Source organism: Nocardioides sp. NPDC006303, assembly GCF_040613175.1.
Classification (GTDB): Bacteria; Actinomycetota; Actinomycetes; order Propionibacteriales; family Nocardioidaceae; genus Nocardioides.
Window position 1 is genome coordinate 1 of the sequence record NZ_JBEXRR010000018.1, and the last position, 13650, is coordinate 13650.

Annotated in this window: 16 protein-coding genes; 11 read left to right on the top strand and 5 right to left on the bottom strand. The window is 69.9% G+C overall.

Going from position 1 to position 13650, the window contains the following annotated elements:
- Both ABZY89_RS15295 and ABZY89_RS15300 read left to right on the top strand, forming a co-directional pair.
- On the top strand, window positions 1-891 hold an 891-nt coding region (locus ABZY89_RS15295), incomplete at its 5' end, for a biotin/lipoyl-containing protein (RefSeq protein WP_355228444.1).
- Window positions 892-1190: 299 nt separating this feature from the next.
- Window positions 1191-1772, top strand: coding sequence for an adenylate kinase (locus tag ABZY89_RS15300; RefSeq protein ID WP_355228445.1), 582 nt, complete (start codon window positions 1191-1193; stop codon window positions 1770-1772).
- Window positions 1773-1803: 31 nt separating this feature from the next.
- Here the strand turns inward: ABZY89_RS15300 and ABZY89_RS15305 are convergent, their stop codons facing one another.
- On the bottom strand, window positions 1804-2616 hold the full coding sequence (locus ABZY89_RS15305) for a DUF3152 domain-containing protein (RefSeq protein WP_355228447.1): 813 nt from the start codon (window positions 2614-2616) through the stop codon (window positions 1804-1806).
- Between the two features lie 215 nt (window positions 2617-2831).
- Here ABZY89_RS15305 and egtB point away from each other — a divergent pair, with 215 nt between their 5' ends.
- The 5 genes from egtB to ABZY89_RS15330 are packed head-to-tail and all read left to right on the top strand — an operon-like array spanning window position 2832 to window position 6347.
- Window positions 2832-4088: an ergothioneine biosynthesis protein EgtB gene (egtB, locus tag ABZY89_RS15310; RefSeq protein ID WP_355228448.1), complete on the top strand. Its 1257-nt coding sequence runs from the start codon at window positions 2832-2834 to the stop codon at window positions 4086-4088.
- Window positions 4085-4555, top strand: a complete 471-nt coding sequence (locus ABZY89_RS15315) for a hypothetical protein (protein WP_355228450.1) — start codon at window positions 4085-4087, stop codon at window positions 4553-4555. Before egtB ends, ABZY89_RS15315 begins: the two co-directional genes overlap by 4 nt.
- A complete protein-coding gene (egtD, locus tag ABZY89_RS15320) occupies window positions 4552-5559 on the top strand; it encodes an L-histidine N(alpha)-methyltransferase (protein WP_355228451.1) in 1008 nt (335 codons plus the stop codon). The genes ABZY89_RS15315 and egtD overlap by 4 nt, the downstream gene beginning before the upstream one ends.
- A gap of 57 nt (window positions 5560-5616) precedes the next feature.
- On the top strand, window positions 5617-5940 hold the full coding sequence (locus ABZY89_RS15325; RefSeq protein WP_355228453.1) for a hypothetical protein: 324 nt from the start codon (window positions 5617-5619) through the stop codon (window positions 5938-5940).
- Window positions 5937-6347 carry a MerR family transcriptional regulator gene (locus tag ABZY89_RS15330; RefSeq protein WP_355228454.1) on the top strand — a complete coding sequence of 137 codons (411 nt, stop codon included), beginning with the start codon at window positions 5937-5939 and terminating at the stop codon, window positions 6345-6347. The genes ABZY89_RS15325 and ABZY89_RS15330 overlap by 4 nt, the downstream gene beginning before the upstream one ends.
- 18 nt (window positions 6348-6365) lie before the next feature.
- Here ABZY89_RS15330 and ABZY89_RS15335 read toward each other — a convergent pair whose 3' ends face one another.
- Window positions 6366-7043, bottom strand: a complete 678-nt coding sequence (locus tag ABZY89_RS15335; RefSeq protein WP_355228456.1) for a TetR family transcriptional regulator — start codon at window positions 7041-7043, stop codon at window positions 6366-6368.
- Between the two features lie 70 nt (window positions 7044-7113).
- On the opposite strand from ABZY89_RS15335, the gene ABZY89_RS15340 reads away from it, so the two are divergent.
- Together ABZY89_RS15340 and ABZY89_RS15345 are read left to right on the top strand one after the other, a co-directional pair.
- Entirely contained in the window at window positions 7114-7965 is an 852-nt protein-coding gene (locus ABZY89_RS15340; RefSeq protein ID WP_355228458.1) for a 3-hydroxybutyryl-CoA dehydrogenase, read from the top strand.
- 13 nt (window positions 7966-7978) lie between these two features.
- Window positions 7979-9142 (top strand): acyl-CoA dehydrogenase family protein, encoded by a 1164-nt coding sequence (locus tag ABZY89_RS15345; RefSeq protein WP_355228459.1) that lies wholly within the window; start codon window positions 7979-7981, stop codon window positions 9140-9142.
- 24 nt (window positions 9143-9166) lie between these two features.
- Here the strand turns inward: ABZY89_RS15345 and ABZY89_RS15350 are convergent, their stop codons facing one another.
- The 3 genes from ABZY89_RS15350 to ABZY89_RS15360 all read right to left on the bottom strand — a co-directional run bounded on the left by ABZY89_RS15350 (window position 9167) and on the right by ABZY89_RS15360 (window position 11447).
- Complete coding sequence (locus tag ABZY89_RS15350) at window positions 9167-9409, bottom strand: hypothetical protein (RefSeq protein WP_355228461.1); 243 nt, start codon at window positions 9407-9409, stop codon at window positions 9167-9169.
- Window positions 9410-9477: 68 nt separating this feature from the next.
- Window positions 9478-10734 carry a HAMP domain-containing sensor histidine kinase gene (locus ABZY89_RS15355; RefSeq protein ID WP_355228463.1) on the bottom strand — a complete coding sequence of 419 codons (1257 nt, stop codon included), beginning with the start codon at window positions 10732-10734 and terminating at the stop codon, window positions 9478-9480.
- Window positions 10731-11447: a response regulator transcription factor gene (locus ABZY89_RS15360; RefSeq protein ID WP_355228464.1), complete on the bottom strand. Its 717-nt coding sequence runs from the start codon at window positions 11445-11447 to the stop codon at window positions 10731-10733. Before ABZY89_RS15360 ends, ABZY89_RS15355 begins: the two co-directional genes overlap by 4 nt.
- A 182-nt stretch (window positions 11448-11629) precedes the next feature.
- Between ABZY89_RS15360 and ABZY89_RS15365 the strand changes: the two genes are divergently transcribed.
- On the top strand, window positions 11630-12697 hold the full coding sequence (locus ABZY89_RS15365) for an AAA family ATPase (protein ID WP_355228465.1): 1068 nt from the start codon (window positions 11630-11632) through the stop codon (window positions 12695-12697).
- Window positions 12694-13647, top strand: a complete 954-nt coding sequence (locus tag ABZY89_RS15370; RefSeq protein ID WP_355228467.1) for a DUF58 domain-containing protein — start codon at window positions 12694-12696, stop codon at window positions 13645-13647. Before ABZY89_RS15365 ends, ABZY89_RS15370 begins: the two co-directional genes overlap by 4 nt.
- Window positions 13648-13650: the final 3 nt, after the last annotated feature.

Below are 13650 nucleotides of genomic sequence, written 5' to 3' on the forward strand. Positions count from 1 at the left end.
GTCAACACCCGCCTCCAGGTCGAACACTGCGTCTCCGAGGAAGTCACCGGCATCGACCTCGTCCGCGAGATGTTCCGCATCGCCGCCGGCGAAGAACTCGGCTATGACGACCCCGAGGTCCGCGGCCACTCCATCGAGTTCCGCATCAACGCCGAAGACGGCGGCAACAACTTCATGCCCGCCCCCGGCACCCTCACCCAATGGGCACCCCCGGCCGGCCCCGGCGTACGCCTCGACGGAGGCTATGAGAAGGGCGAGACCATCCCCGGCGCGTTCGACTCGTTGATCGCCAAGCTGATCGTCTCCGGCCGCGACCGCACCCAGGCCCTGGAGCGCTCCCGCCGTGCCCTGGAGGAGTTCCAGGTCGACGGGATGCCCACCGTGATCCCCTTCCACCAGGCGGTCGTCACCGACCCCGCCTACACCGCGGAGAACGGGTCCTTCGAGGTCTACACCACCTGGATCGAGACCGACTTCGACAACCAGATCACCCCCTACGCCGGCACCCACGGTGAGCCGGCCGAGGATGGCGAGCGGCAGACCGTGGTGGTCGAGGTCGGCGGCAAACGCCTCAACGTCTCCCTGCCCGCCGGACTCGGCGGGCTCGCGGTCGGTGGCGGTGCGGGTGCTGCGAAGAAGCCGAAGCGGTCGGCGAAGAAGGCCGGGGCTGCGGCCTCCGGCGACTCCGTGACCTCGCCGATGCAGGGCACCATCGTCAAGATCGCCGTCGAAGAAGGCCAAGACGTCACCGAGGGCGACGTCGTGGTGGTCATCGAAGCCATGAAGATGGAACAACCCCTCAAAGCCCACAAGAGCGGCACCATCACCGGCCTCAACGCCACCGTCGGCGAGACCGTCGCCAACGGCGCCGTCATCGCCGAGATCAAGTAGCTGAAGGGATCCATGATGACACCAGCGCCGGCAACTCTCCCCAGGCCTCAGTCACGTGGCGCCGTGGGCATGCAGTGGCTCGCGACGGCGCCTCAGACACAACCGCGGCACTCTCGCCACCGACTGCCGTGGGGCACGGTCCACATCCGAAGGAACGGCGCCCAACGAACGGCCTGCGGAGAACCGACAGCGCTCTGGTACACCTTCTGGGAGCTCCCCGTCGACATGACGTCTCCCGAGACGTGCCGTGCCTGTGCGCAACGTGCCGCCGGCGATCACAGGATCATGGGGGACGTCTGATGCGGATCATCATCATGGGCCCGCCCGGCGCTGGTAAGGGCACCCAGGCCAAGCACCTCGCCCAGCACTTCGGCATCCCGGCCATCTCCACCGGCGACATCTTCCGCGCCAACGTATCGCTGGCCACTCCACTCGGTCTGGAGGCCAAGCGCTACCTGGACGCCGGCGAGTACGTGCCGGACGAGGTCACCAACAACATGGTTCGCGACCGGATCGGCGAGCCCGACGCGACCAACGGCTTTCTTCTCGACGGCTATCCCCGCACGCTCGCACAGGTCGAGGAGCTCGACGGGATGATCAGCCCCACGGGCCACGACCTCGACGTCGTCATCAGCCTCGTCGTCGACGAGGACGAGGTGGTCGAGCGGCTGCTGCAGCGTGCCCGGATCGAGGGCCGCGCCGATGACACCGAGGACATCATCCGACGCCGTCAAGAGATCTACCTCGAGCAGACGGCGCCGCTCATCGACGCCTACCGCAACCGAGGCCTCATCGTCGAGGTCGACGGTCTCGGCGAGGTCGACGAGGTCACCGAGCGGATCCTCAGCGCCTGCGATTCAGCCGCAGACGCCATCTGCTGAGGCGCGAGCTGCGGCCGGGAGCTCGTGCAGCTCAGTGCCCAGCCAGATCCGCGCGGGCCGGCCACGGATTGGCGGCGCAGCCGTCCAGCCCCTTGGTCTGTTGCAGCATCACCGGGGCGGGCGCGGCGTTGCCCGGGCACTTCACGTGCGGGTAGCCGAGGGCGTGACCGGTCTCATGGTTGACCACGTACCGCCGGTAGTCCGCCAGGTTGTCTGCGTAGCTGTCGGCGCCGAAGTGCCACCGCCAAGCGTTGAGTACGACATCGCTGCCGTTGCGGCAGGACAGTCGACCATCGGTCTCGAGCGGCGCACACAGGGCGTCGGTGGTCTCGGGTGTGGCGAGAACGATCCGCAGGTCGGCGTGACCGTCGACGCGTACGAGCCGGTGCTTGGCCGCCCAGCCGCGCTTGTCTGCGAGCGTGGCCTGGATGAAGCGTGCGACCTCGTCGGTCGCGTAGGGCAGTCCCTCTTCCACCTCGACCCGGTACGTCGTCGCGTTCTCGATCGGGCTGGATGGGGCGTCGGCGATGTCGAATCTGCCCGGCCCGCGCTCGGGTATCGACACCGACGATGCGGGCGGCTCGCTCGGTCGGGGTACGCGACCCTCGACTGCGGCGACCTCGCCGTTGAGCCCCTTGGTCCCCGGCGTCGGAGACACAGCGGGCGAGGTGACATCCGAGGCGACCGCGACGCGCTCGGTGCTGTCGCTCGGATCGCCGTCCTCCGCCGTCGAGACCAGCGGGACAGCCACGGCCGTTCCGGTGAGGAGGACCGCGAGAACGGCGAAGCCGCCTGCCGTACGTCTTCGACCTCGGCGGCGAGGTGCAGCTCGGTGCTTACTCATCGGCTCGCCGCGACGGGGCAAAGCGCGCGCCGCGTGTCCACGCCGCCGTCCGAAGCTCCTGCACGACCCAGATTCTAGGTGCCCCGACTGCACACCGGGGCCGGTATCGACCCGGTCGCCGCACCCGCTAAAAGCGGGTGGCGAGGGTTGGGCGACCAGGCAGAGTAGTTCGTAGCACTCGCCGTACTCGACCCTCCACCGTCAGGAGACGTGAGATGGACACGACCACTGCGATCGCCCGCTTCGACGAAGTCCGGGCCGACACCGAACGCCTCGCCGCACCCCTCTCCCCCGAGGACCAGACCGTCCAGTCGATGCCGGACGTCTCGCCGACCAAGTGGCATCGCGCGCACGTGACCTGGTTCTTCGAGACCTTCGTGCTGGCGGAGAACGAGCCCGGCTTCACACCGTTCCAGGACAAGTACTGGTTCCTCTTCAACAGCTACTACGAGCAGGTCGGGCCGCGGTACGCGAGGCCGATGCGTGGCGTGATCAGCCGCCCCGGCGCGTACGAGGTCGGCGACTACCGGCGCAACGTCGACGACCGGGTCAGGGACCTGCTCGACCGCGTGGACGAGGGCACCTTCGCCAAGCTCGCCCCGACCATCGAGCTCGGCTTCCACCACGAGCAGCAGCACCAGGAGCTGCTGCTGATGGACATCAAGCACGTGCTGTCTCTCAACCCGCTGCAGCCGACGTACGCCGGGCGCCCGGTCGCGGGTGACGGGACCGACCGGCTGGGGTGGGTCGATCTCGACGGCGGTCTGGTCGAGATCGGGTCCGAGGGCGGTGGGTTCTGCTTCGACAACGAGCTGCCACGGCATCAGCAGTGGCTGGAGCCGTACCGGCTCGCCGATCGGTTGATCACCAATGGCGAATGGCTCGACTTCATGGCCGACGGTGGCTACCGACGCCCCGAGCTGTGGCTCTCGGACGGGTGGGCGCGGGTCAACGCCGAAAGCTGGGACGCGCCCTTCTACTGGCGCGAGCTCGACGGAGAGTGGTTCGAGCACACCCTGCACGGCACCTCACCGCTCGACCCGGGGCTGCCGGTCTGCCACCTGAGCCACTACGAGGCCGACGCGTACGCCACCTGGGCCGGCAAGCGCCTCCCGACCGAGGCCGAGTGGGAGCACGCCGCCCGGACGTACGAGGTGTCCGGCAACCTCGCCGACCGGGACAGCTTCCACCCGCGCGCGGCCGGCCCCGCGACCGGCGGTCTGCGACAGCTCTTCGGGGACTGCTGGGAGTGGACCTCCTCGGCCTACCTGCCCTACCCGGGCTTCCACCCCGCCGCCGGCGCGATCGGTGAGTACAACGGAAAGTTCATGTCGAGCCAGATGGTGCTCCGCGGCGGCTGCGCGCTCACCCCGCCGGGACACACCCGAGCCTCGTACCGCAACTTCTTCCCGCCTGGTGCGCGCTGGCCGGTCACCGGCCTCCGGCTCGCCGACGACGGGCGTCGTGCGTGACCTGGTCGGCTGCCGTCACCTGTGCCCATCGCGGCATCCTCGGACAGGGCCAGACACACGTCGACTGGGCCTGTGATCACGACTACTGCCCCGCTCCGCTGCGGCTCGGTCCATGGACCGCTGCGGTCAGCGGCACCATCGACAACTCGTGGACGCTCATCCTCGACAAGGCGCAGCAGGAAAGCCTGCCGATCGGCTCTGCCGTGGTCCAGGTCGCCAACGAGATAGCAGTCGGCGGCTACTCGGTTCTCCTCAGCGACGGGGAGGACCTCGCCCTGCTGACCGGCGACGAGGGCAGCCACCTGGTCGAGCCGGCGTCCTGGGAGTACGTCGTCAGCAGCCGTCCGCTGGCAGGCGCTCCGTCCACCCCGATCCCGCCGCGCACCATCGGCGTCCTCAGCCCGTGCGGGCCCACCTGGTGGCGGCTCGACCAACCTCATCACAACCCGAAGGAGAACCTCGCGTGACCCTCGACAGCAACGGCCAGACCAGCACCAGCACACCAGCCGGGAGCAGGCTCACCACCCTGTTGACAGCCGAGGACCTGCGCCAGAGCCTCGCGGAGGACGCACGCACCGGCTTGAGCGCGGCGCCGAAGTGGCTCCCACCGAAGTACTTCTACGACGAGCGTGGCTCGGAGCTGTTCGAGGAGATCACCCGGCTGCCCGAGTACTACCCGACCCGCACCGAACGGGCGCTGCTGACCGAGCATGCGCGGGAGATCGCCGAGGCCGCCGATGCCGAGGTGCTTCTCGAGCTCGGATCCGGCTCCTCGGAGAAGACCCGGCTCCTGCTCGACGCGCTGACCCAGACCGGCCGGCTGACGACGTACGTCCCGGTCGATGTCAGCGCCAGCGCGCTCACCCAGGCGATGGATGCGCTCGCCGAGGATCGGCCGGGGCTCGCGCTGCACGGTGTCGTCGCCGACTTCGACCAGCATCTCGGGCAGCTGCCGACCCCGGGACGCCGGCTGATCGCACTGCTCGGCAGCACGCTGGGCAACTACGACCGCCCGGGACGCGAACGGTTCCTGGGATCGGTCGCCGCCGCCATGCAGCCCGGGGAAGGTCTGCTGCTCGGGCTGGACCTGGTCAAGGACCCCGGGCAGCTGGTCGCCGCCTACGACGATTCCGCCGGGGTGACCGCCGAGTTCAACCTCAACGCTCTGCGCGTCCTCAACCAGAGCCTGGGCGCCGACTTCGACCTCGACGGGTTCCGGCACCTGGCGCGCTGGAACACCGACGAGGAACGGATCGAGATGCGACTCGTCGCCCAGGAACCCACCCGCGTGGAGCTGCGCGAGCTCGACCTCGACATCAAGTTCGACGAGGGTGAAGAGCTCCTCACCGAGCTGTCCTGCAAGTTCCGGCGAAGCATCGCCGCACTCGAGCTCACCGCGGCGGGATTCCGCGACCTTCGCTGGTGGACCGATCCGGAGGAGGCGTACGCGCTCGTCCTGGCCAAGCGCTGACGACGACGGTGCCCGGACTTGCAACCTGTACCCAGGTCCGGGTTTACCGTTGTCGGTATGGAGAGCTTGCTGACCACCGACGCGTGCACGATGCCGACCGCCGAGCGCCCGCTACGGCTGGCGGAGTTCGATGCCCTGTTCGCCACGTCGGTCCGCAGCGTTCGACGCCGCGGAAACGACGTACGCCTGCACCTCGCCGGCACGGAGGGTCTCCTCGAGCGGGTCCGCGACCTCGCCGCACGCGAGACCGCGTGCTGCTCGTTCTTCACCTTCACCATCGAGGGCACCGACCAGGACCTCACCTTCGACATCTCGGTGCCGTGCGCGCGCCAGGAGATCCTGGACGCCCTGGCCGAGCGAGCCGCGGAGCTCTCGTCGTGAGCCTGCGGATCAACGACGTCGCTCAGGCCGCCGGCGTCAACAAGGAGACGCTGCGCTACTACGAGCGCCGCGGGCTGATCGATCAGCCGGACCGAAGTCCGGGCGGGCATCGGCTCTATGACGAGCGGGCCGTACAGACTCTGCGGATCATCAAGGCAGCCCAACGGCTCGGGTTCACCCTCGACGAGGTGGCAGACCTGATCGAGGTCGGCCGGCGTCGAGGACGAGACTCCGGGCTCCAGGTGCGCGCTCGAGCCAAGCTCGTCGAGGTCGAGGCTCGGATGGCGGACCTCACCGCGATCCGAGACAACCTCCGCGCCGCCCTCGACGCTGGCTGCGACGACCTGCACGAGTGCGCGAGCAGCGACTGCTGCCCACTGCCGTTCGCAGAGATCACCACCAGATAGACCGAAGCGTCTCTCGGCTCAGGGCGTTTCGTCGTCCAGCAAGGGCTGCAACTGCGCCTGGATGGCCGCGGGCGTGGCCGAGGTGCGTAGGACGACCACTGCGGAGGATGGCTCGAGCCCTGAGGGCTGATAGCGCTCGAGGGCGACCCGCATCGCCTGGTCGAACTCGCTCTCGGGGTCGGAGGTCTGGTCCCGGAGCCAGCGTCGGAGCACGTAGTTGTGGGCGGTCACGAGGTCGGCAGCCAGCAGGTCGGCGCGAAGGTGTCCGTCGGGCAGGTGGGACATCCACTCCCGGAGCCAGCGCGCGAACAGCCGCTGGTACTGCTGGATGCCACCCGTCTCCCGGGCGCGGAGGGCGGGAACCGAGCCGACCAGGCGGTAGCGCGCTCGCGCCAGCTCCCCCTCGTCGAGGTAGTGACGCAGCACCACGCGCGCCGCCTCACTCAGCGCGAGCGCGCGCGTGGCCGGGGTCGCGGCGGCCAGGCGCTCGTCGATGCGACCGAGCAGCAGGTCGTGCTCAGGGAAGATCACGTCGTCCTTGGACCCGAACGCGCGGAAGAAGGTCGTACGCCCGACGCCGGCGCGACGCGCGATGTCCTCGGCGGTCGTCGCGTCGAAGCCGCGTTCCTCGAAGAGTTCGTACGCCGCGGCGACCAGGCGGTCCTTCGTCGTCGCTGATCGAGGCTTCTCGCTCATGACCTGAACCTACTTGTTGGTACGCCGTTCCGTCTATAAGGTACGGCGTACCAACAATAGGAGGCTGCACATGAACGGGTTCAACCGCGTCGGCGTCGTCGGCGCCGGACTGATGGGTGCCGGCATCGCCGAGGTCGCCGCGCGCGCCGGCAAGGACGTCGTCCTCATCGATGCCAACCCCGCGGCTGCCGAGGCCGGCCTCGACCGGCTGCGGGCCTCCCTCGAACGGGCCGAGCAGCGCGGCAAGATCAGCGACGCCGCCGAGGTGCTGGAGCGCATCACCGTCAGCAGCGACCTGGAAGCACTCGCCGACCGCGACCTGGTCATCGAGGCGATCGTCGAGGACGAAGCCGCCAAGACGGCGCTCTTCACCCGGCTCGACGCCATCGTCACCGACCCCGAGGCCGTCCTGGCCTCCAACACCTCGTCCATCCCGATCATGAAGCTCGCCGTCGCCACCGAGCGGCCAGGGCAGGTGATCGGGCTGCACTTCTTCAACCCCGTCCCCGTGCTCTCCCTGGTGGAGCTCGTGCCCAGCCTGCTGACCGCGCCGGAGACGACCGACCGGGTGCGTTCGTTCGTCGAGAACGACCTCGGCAAGCACCCCATCGACTCCCAGGACCGGGCGGGCTTCGTGGTCAACGCGCTGCTGATCCCGTTCGTGCTCTCCGCGATCCGGATGCTGGAGTCCGGGTTCGCGACCGCCGAGGACATCGACCAGGGCCTCGTACGCGGCGCGGCCCACCCCCAGGGACCGCTGGCACTCGCGGACCTCATCGGGCTGGACACGACCAAGGCCGTGGCCGAGTCGCTCTACGAGGAGTTCAAGGAGCCGCTCTACGCCCCGCCGCCGCTCCTCGCGCGCATGGTCGACGCCGGTCTGCTGGGCCGCAAGACCGGCCGCGGCTTCTACCACTACTGACCCAGGAGGCACCATGTCCGACGACTTTCCCTACCTCGAGCTCGCCGACCACCACCTCGACCTACGCGAGGCCGTGCGCGCGATCGCGGTGAACAAGATCGCTCCGTACGCCGCAGAGGTCGACGCAGCCGCCAGGTTCCCGACCGAGGCCTACGACGCGCTCGTCGCCTCCGGGCTGCACGCGGCCCACGTGCCCGAGGAGTACGGAGGCGAGGGCGCCGATGCCCTGGCGACCTGCATCATCATCGAGGAGATCGCCCGCGTGTGCGCCTCCTCCTCCCTGATCCCCGCGGTCAACAAGCTCGGCAGCCTCCCGCTCATCCTGGCCGGCTCCGAGAGCCTCAACCAGCGCTATCTCCCACCGCTCGCCGCAGGCACCTCGACGTTCTCCTACGCCCTCTCCGAGCGCGAGGCCGGCTCCGACACCGCCTCCATGAAGACCCGTGCCGTCCTCGACGGCGACCACTGGGTGCTGAGCGGCCAGAAGTCGTGGATCAGCAACGCCGGCATCTCCGACTACTACACGGTCCTCGCCGTCACCGATCCCAACGGCCGACGCGGATCCAACGTGAGCGCCTTCGTGGTGGAGAACAGCGACGAGGGTTTCACCATCGGCGCCCCCGAGAAGAAACTGGGCATCAAGGGCTCCCCCACCTGCGAGCTGATGTTCGACGCCGTCTACCTGCCCGGCGACCGCATCATCGGCGAACCCGGCACCGGCCTCCAGCTCGCCCTCCGCACCCTGGACCACACCCGCATCACCATCGCCGCCCAGGCCGTCGGCATCGCCCAGGGCGCCCTCGACCACGCCCTGGCCTACGTCCAGGAACGCCAGCAGTTCGGCAAGCACATCGCCGACTTCCAGGGGATCCAGTTCATGCTCGCCGACATGGCCATGAAGCTCGAGGCCGCCCGCCAGCTCGTCTACATCGCCGCCGCCAAGTCCCAGCGGCATGCCAGCGACCTGCCCTTCTTCGGGGCAGCCGCCAAGTGCTTCGCCAGCGACACCGCCATGGAGATCACCGTCGACGCCGTCCAGCTCCTCGGCGGAGCCGGCTACACCCAGGACTTCCCCCTCGAGCGCATGATGCGTGACGCCAAGATCACCCAGATCTACGAAGGCACCAACCAGATCCAGCGTCTCGTGATGGCCCGCCAGCTGCTCGGGACGCGGTAGCCGCGCATCGGTGCCGGCCTTGGTTCAGCTCGCCCAGCAGTCGTCCCACGTCTCGTACGTCCGGTCGTCAGCGTACGTCGTCGACCAGCGGGCTTCCTCGACCGTCTCGACCTTCTCGACCGTGCCGTAGTAGGTCGTCGGCTCGGCGGGAGGCGTGGGCGCCGGGTCCACCTGGACCGTGGCGTTCATGCAGGCGCTGGTGACGGCTCCGAGCAGAACCACGGGGGCGAGAGCTCGTACGCCAGACCACGTCGATGCTGTTCTCATGCTCACTCCTCAAACGGTAGGTCCGTACGCCGCCCCGGTGGGAGGCACTGTCAGGGCACCCCTGCCGCTCAGCCGAGCAGCGGGTCACCCTCGGGTGGCGCGTCGGTGCGCCCGGCCGAACGGTTCATGGCGTGGTCGGGGAGCCAGAGCACGAAGGTGCTCCCGGCTGTGCCGTGGCTGACCAGCACGAGCCGGCCCTCGTGGCTCTCGGCGATCTGGCGGGCGATGGAGAGGCCGAGGCCCGATCCGTCGGTGACCGCGTCGTCGCCGGACGTACCGTTCCCGCGGTAGAACCGGTCGAAGACGCGTTCCTGGTTCGCCTCGTCGATCCCCGGTCCCTCGTCGGCGACCGCGGCCCAGGCCCAGCCGTCTTGGCTGCCCATGCCGACCGTGAGGGTGGAGCCGGGCGGGGCGAGTCTCACCGCGTTGGACAGCAGGTTGGCCATGATGCGCTGCAGCGCGTCGGGGTCGCCGACGACGACCGGTCCACCATGGCTGCGCTCGACCACGCCGAGGCCGCGTGCCTCCGCCGGCAGCCGGTACTCCCGAACAGCAGCGGTGACGGCTCCGGCCAGGTCGACCTGACGGTCGGTGAAGGCCTCCGAACGGCTGCGGGCGATGGCCAGCAGGTCCTCGAGGAGGCGGCGCATCCGGCGAGTCGCCTGGAGCACGACCAGGCTGGCCTCGCGCCGTTCGGGGATCGTGGAGCGATCGTTGGCGAGGACCGCCTCGACGTTGGTGTGGATGAGGGAGACCGGATTGCGCAGCTCGTGAGAGACGTCCTCGACGAACCGGCGCTGGTCGGAGAACGCCCGGTCGAGGCGGGCGAGCATGGAGTCGATGGTGTCGGCGAGCGTACGCAGTTCGTCGTGCGGTCCGGTCGCGCCGATGCGCCGGGTGAGGTCGGAGGCGTTGATCTCCTGGGCGGTGCGGGTGATCGCGCCGACCGGCCGCAGCGCGCGCCCCGCCACCCACCACCCGATCGCCAGGCTGAGCACGAACATCACGATCAGCGCGATGATCGAGTAGTTGCGCAGCGTCTGGAGCGAGGCGTAGTTGACCGCCTCCTGGACATCGGCGAAGTCCGCGGCCTGGAACTCCTGCCCCGGCTTGTAGACGATGTGGCCGTCCTCGGTCTCGAACTTCTTGACCGTCACCGGGTCCAGCGGCGCCGCGCTGATGCTGCTGGAGAGCGCGAGGTAGACCCCGGCGAGGAGCAGCGCGGTCACCCCGAACAGGAGCGAGGAGTACGTCAGGGTCAGCCGCACCCGCACCGTACGGAGCCAGCGGGGCACCCGCATCAGCCGCCCCGAGCGCTCACTCATGCGGTCGCGCCCTGGTCCAGCTCGGGCAGGTCGCGCAGCCGGTAGCCGCGACCGACGACGGTCTCGAGCGCCGGAGCCTCCTCGCCGACGGTCAGTTTGCGGCGCAGGGTGCCGACGGTGACCCGCACGGTCTGGGTGAACGGGTCGGCGTTCTCGTCCCACACGTGCTCCAGGAGCTCCTCGGCCGAGACGATGTAGGCGGGCCGGGTCATCAGGTAGCGCAGGACCGAGAACTCCTTGAGGGTCAGACCGAGCTCCCGGTCACCGCGCCGGGCCAGCTGCCGGGCGGTGTCGAGCCGGATCGGTCCGTGCGTCAGCACAGCGGAGCCATCGCTGCTCGGCCGGCGCAGCAGCGCGCGCAGCCGCGCGGTCAGCTCGGCCAGCTCGAACGGCTTGGTCAGGTAGTCGTCAGCGCCCACGTCGAGGCCGCGGACCCGGTCGTCGAGACGGTTGCGGGCGGTGAGCATCAGGATCCGTGGGGCCTCCTCGCCGGGGATCTCCACCTCCCCCGTACGCAACGCCGCGGCGACCTCGAAGCCGCTGCCGTCGGGCAGGTTGATGTCCAGGACGACGAGGTCGTAGGCGTTCACGCCGAGCTTCTCCAGGGCGTCGGCGACCGACCCGGCCCCGTCGACGGCGTACCCCTCCCGCTGCAGCGCCACCCGCAGGGCGCTGACCAGGCCCGCCTGGTCCTCGACGATCAAGACCCTCACGCTCAAGAACGGTAGCGCGTAGCCAGGCGGGCGCCCATGCGTAGGACGTAATCGCTCGGTATCGGTTCCGCCCAGCTCTTTCGGATCGCTTTCGGTGCCGTTTCCGCTGGTTTTCGCCCTTCTTCGATGTGATCGGTGCTCAGCAGACCCATCCAGGACACAGCCAGCCAGGGAGGTCCCCCATGTGGGAGACAGAGCAGAAGCAGCCGATCACCGAGCCGATCCGGTCCGACATCGGGACCACTGCCGTCCTCGAGCGGGTGCTGTTCGAGGTCAAGCGCGTCGTCGTGGGCCAGGACCTGATGATCGAGCGGATGCTGGTCGGGCTGCTGGCCCGCGGCCATGTGCTGCTCGAGGGTGTGCCGGGCGTCGCCAAGACCCTGGCCGTACGCACCCTCGCCGACGTCGTCGGCGGCTCGTTCGCCCGGCTCCAGTTCACTCCGGACCTGATGCCCTCCGACATCGTCGGCACCCGGGTCTGGCGACCGTCGGCGGAGCAGTTCGACACCGAGCTGGGACCGGTCTTCGCCAACCTCGTCCTCGCCGACGAGATCAACCGGGCCCCGGCCAAGGTGCAGTCGGCGCTGCTGGAGGCGATGGCGGAGCGCCAGGTCAGCATCGGAGGCAACAGCCACCGTCTGCCCGACCCCTTCCTCGTCCTCGCCACCCAGAACCCGATCGAGAACGACGGCGTCTACCGGCTGCCCGAGGCCCAGCGCGACCGGTTCCTGCTGAAGGTCGACGTCGGCCACGTCGACGAGCTCGAGGAGATGACCATCATCCAGCGGATGGGCACGCAGCCGCCGCGCGCCGAGCAGATCCTCGACGCCACCGCGCTGCGACACCTGCAGTCACGAGCGGACCAGGTCTTCGTCCATCACACCGTCGCGCAGTACGCCGTCAAGCTCGTCATGGCGACGCGTACGCCGCATGCCTACGGGCTCCGCCACCTCGAGGGGCTGCTGGCCTACGGCGTCAGCGCCCGCGGCAGCCTCGGCCTCATCACCGCAGGTCGTGCCCTGGCGCTGCTGCGCGGGCGCGACTACGTGCTGCCGGGCGATGTGGCCGACCTGGCCGGCGACATCCTGGCCCACCGGCTGGTGCTCACCTTCGACGCCGAGGCCGACGGGGTCGACCCCCGCGCCGTCGTGGACGCCGTCCTCGCCGTCGTCCCGCAACCGCGGGCGACGCCGAGCGACGACGACTCCGAGACCGCCGAGACGACGCCCGATGCGGAGCTGGCCTCGTGAACGCGACACGACGTTCGCCCGACGGCGCCTTCCGGAGGCTGGACCTGACCGTCCAGCGCCGGGTGAGCGGGCTGCTCCAGGGCGAGACGGCCGGGCTGCGGCTCGGGCCGGGCAGCGACGCCGAGGAGCTGGTCCCCTACTCCCCCGGCCACGACGTACGCCGCATCGATTGGAACGCCACCGCCCGCCTGGGCGATCCGCACGTCTGGCTCACCCAGGCCGAGCACGAGCTCGAGACCTGGGTCCTGGTCGACCGCACGCCCAGCATGGCCTTCGGGACCGCGCTCGCCGAGAAGGTGGAGGTCGCCGAGGCGACCGTCTCCGCGATCGGCATCGTGGCCGACGGTCCCGGCAACCGGGTCGGTCTCGGGATCCTCGATGCCGGTGGCGTACGTTGGCGCCCGCCGACCACCGGGCGCCGGGTCGCCCGCCGGCTGCTGACCACGGAGCCACCCTCGCCGCGTACGTCCGAGGCGGCGACCGCCGGCCCCACCTTCGCCGCAGCGCTGGTCGAGCTCGGCCGGCGCGCCCGGATCCCGGGGCTGCGGGTGATCGTGTCCGACCTGCTGCCCGCGGACGGGATCTGGGAGCGGTCCTTCGACTGGGAGCCGCCGCTGCGGCGGCTCACCGCGCGCCACGACGTGATCGTCGTCGAGATCGTCGACCCTCGCGAGCTCGACCTGCCCGCCGTCGGTCACGTCACGATCCTCGACCCAGAGACCGGCCGTCAGCACGAGGTCGACACCTCCGACCCGCGGCTGCGGGCGGCGTACGCGGAGGCGATGAGGTCGCTGCGCGAGCACAACGCGGAGGCTCTCCGGGCCGCCGGTGCGGACCACCTCCGGGTCTCCACCGACGACGACTGGGCACGCCTGCTCATCCGCCTGCTGCGCCGCCGGGCACGGCATCCCCGACCGGCCCGCTCACGCGCGGCCACGGCCACCCACTGATCG

What these genes read in the sequence shown, in the direction of transcription:
- ABZY89_RS15300 (WP_355228445.1), top strand. Translation starts at nt 1,191, where the DNA reads ATGCGGATCATCATCATGGGCCCGCCCGGCGCTGGTAAGGGCACCCAG.
- ABZY89_RS15340 (WP_355228458.1), top strand. Translation starts at nt 7,114, where the DNA reads ATGAACGGGTTCAACCGCGTCGGCGTCGTCGGCGCCGGACTGATGGGT.
- ABZY89_RS15355 (WP_355228463.1), bottom strand. Translation starts at nt 10,734, where the DNA reads ATGAGTGAGCGCTCGGGGCGGCTGATGCGGGTGCCCCGCTGGCTCCGT.
- ABZY89_RS15305 (WP_355228447.1), bottom strand. Translation starts at nt 2,616, where the DNA reads ATGAGTAAGCACCGAGCTGCACCTCGCCGCCGAGGTCGAAGACGTACG.
- ABZY89_RS15325 (WP_355228453.1), top strand. Translation starts at nt 5,617, where the DNA reads ATGGAGAGCTTGCTGACCACCGACGCGTGCACGATGCCGACCGCCGAG.
- ABZY89_RS15365 (WP_355228465.1), top strand. Translation starts at nt 11,630, where the DNA reads ATGTGGGAGACAGAGCAGAAGCAGCCGATCACCGAGCCGATCCGGTCC.
- ABZY89_RS15335 (WP_355228456.1), bottom strand. Translation starts at nt 7,043, where the DNA reads ATGAGCGAGAAGCCTCGATCAGCGACGACGAAGGACCGCCTGGTCGCC.
- ABZY89_RS15350 (WP_355228461.1), bottom strand. Translation starts at nt 9,409, where the DNA reads ATGAGAACAGCATCGACGTGGTCTGGCGTACGAGCTCTCGCCCCCGTG.
- ABZY89_RS15345 (WP_355228459.1), top strand. Translation starts at nt 7,979, where the DNA reads ATGTCCGACGACTTTCCCTACCTCGAGCTCGCCGACCACCACCTCGAC.
- egtB (WP_355228448.1), top strand. Translation starts at nt 2,832, where the DNA reads ATGGACACGACCACTGCGATCGCCCGCTTCGACGAAGTCCGGGCCGAC.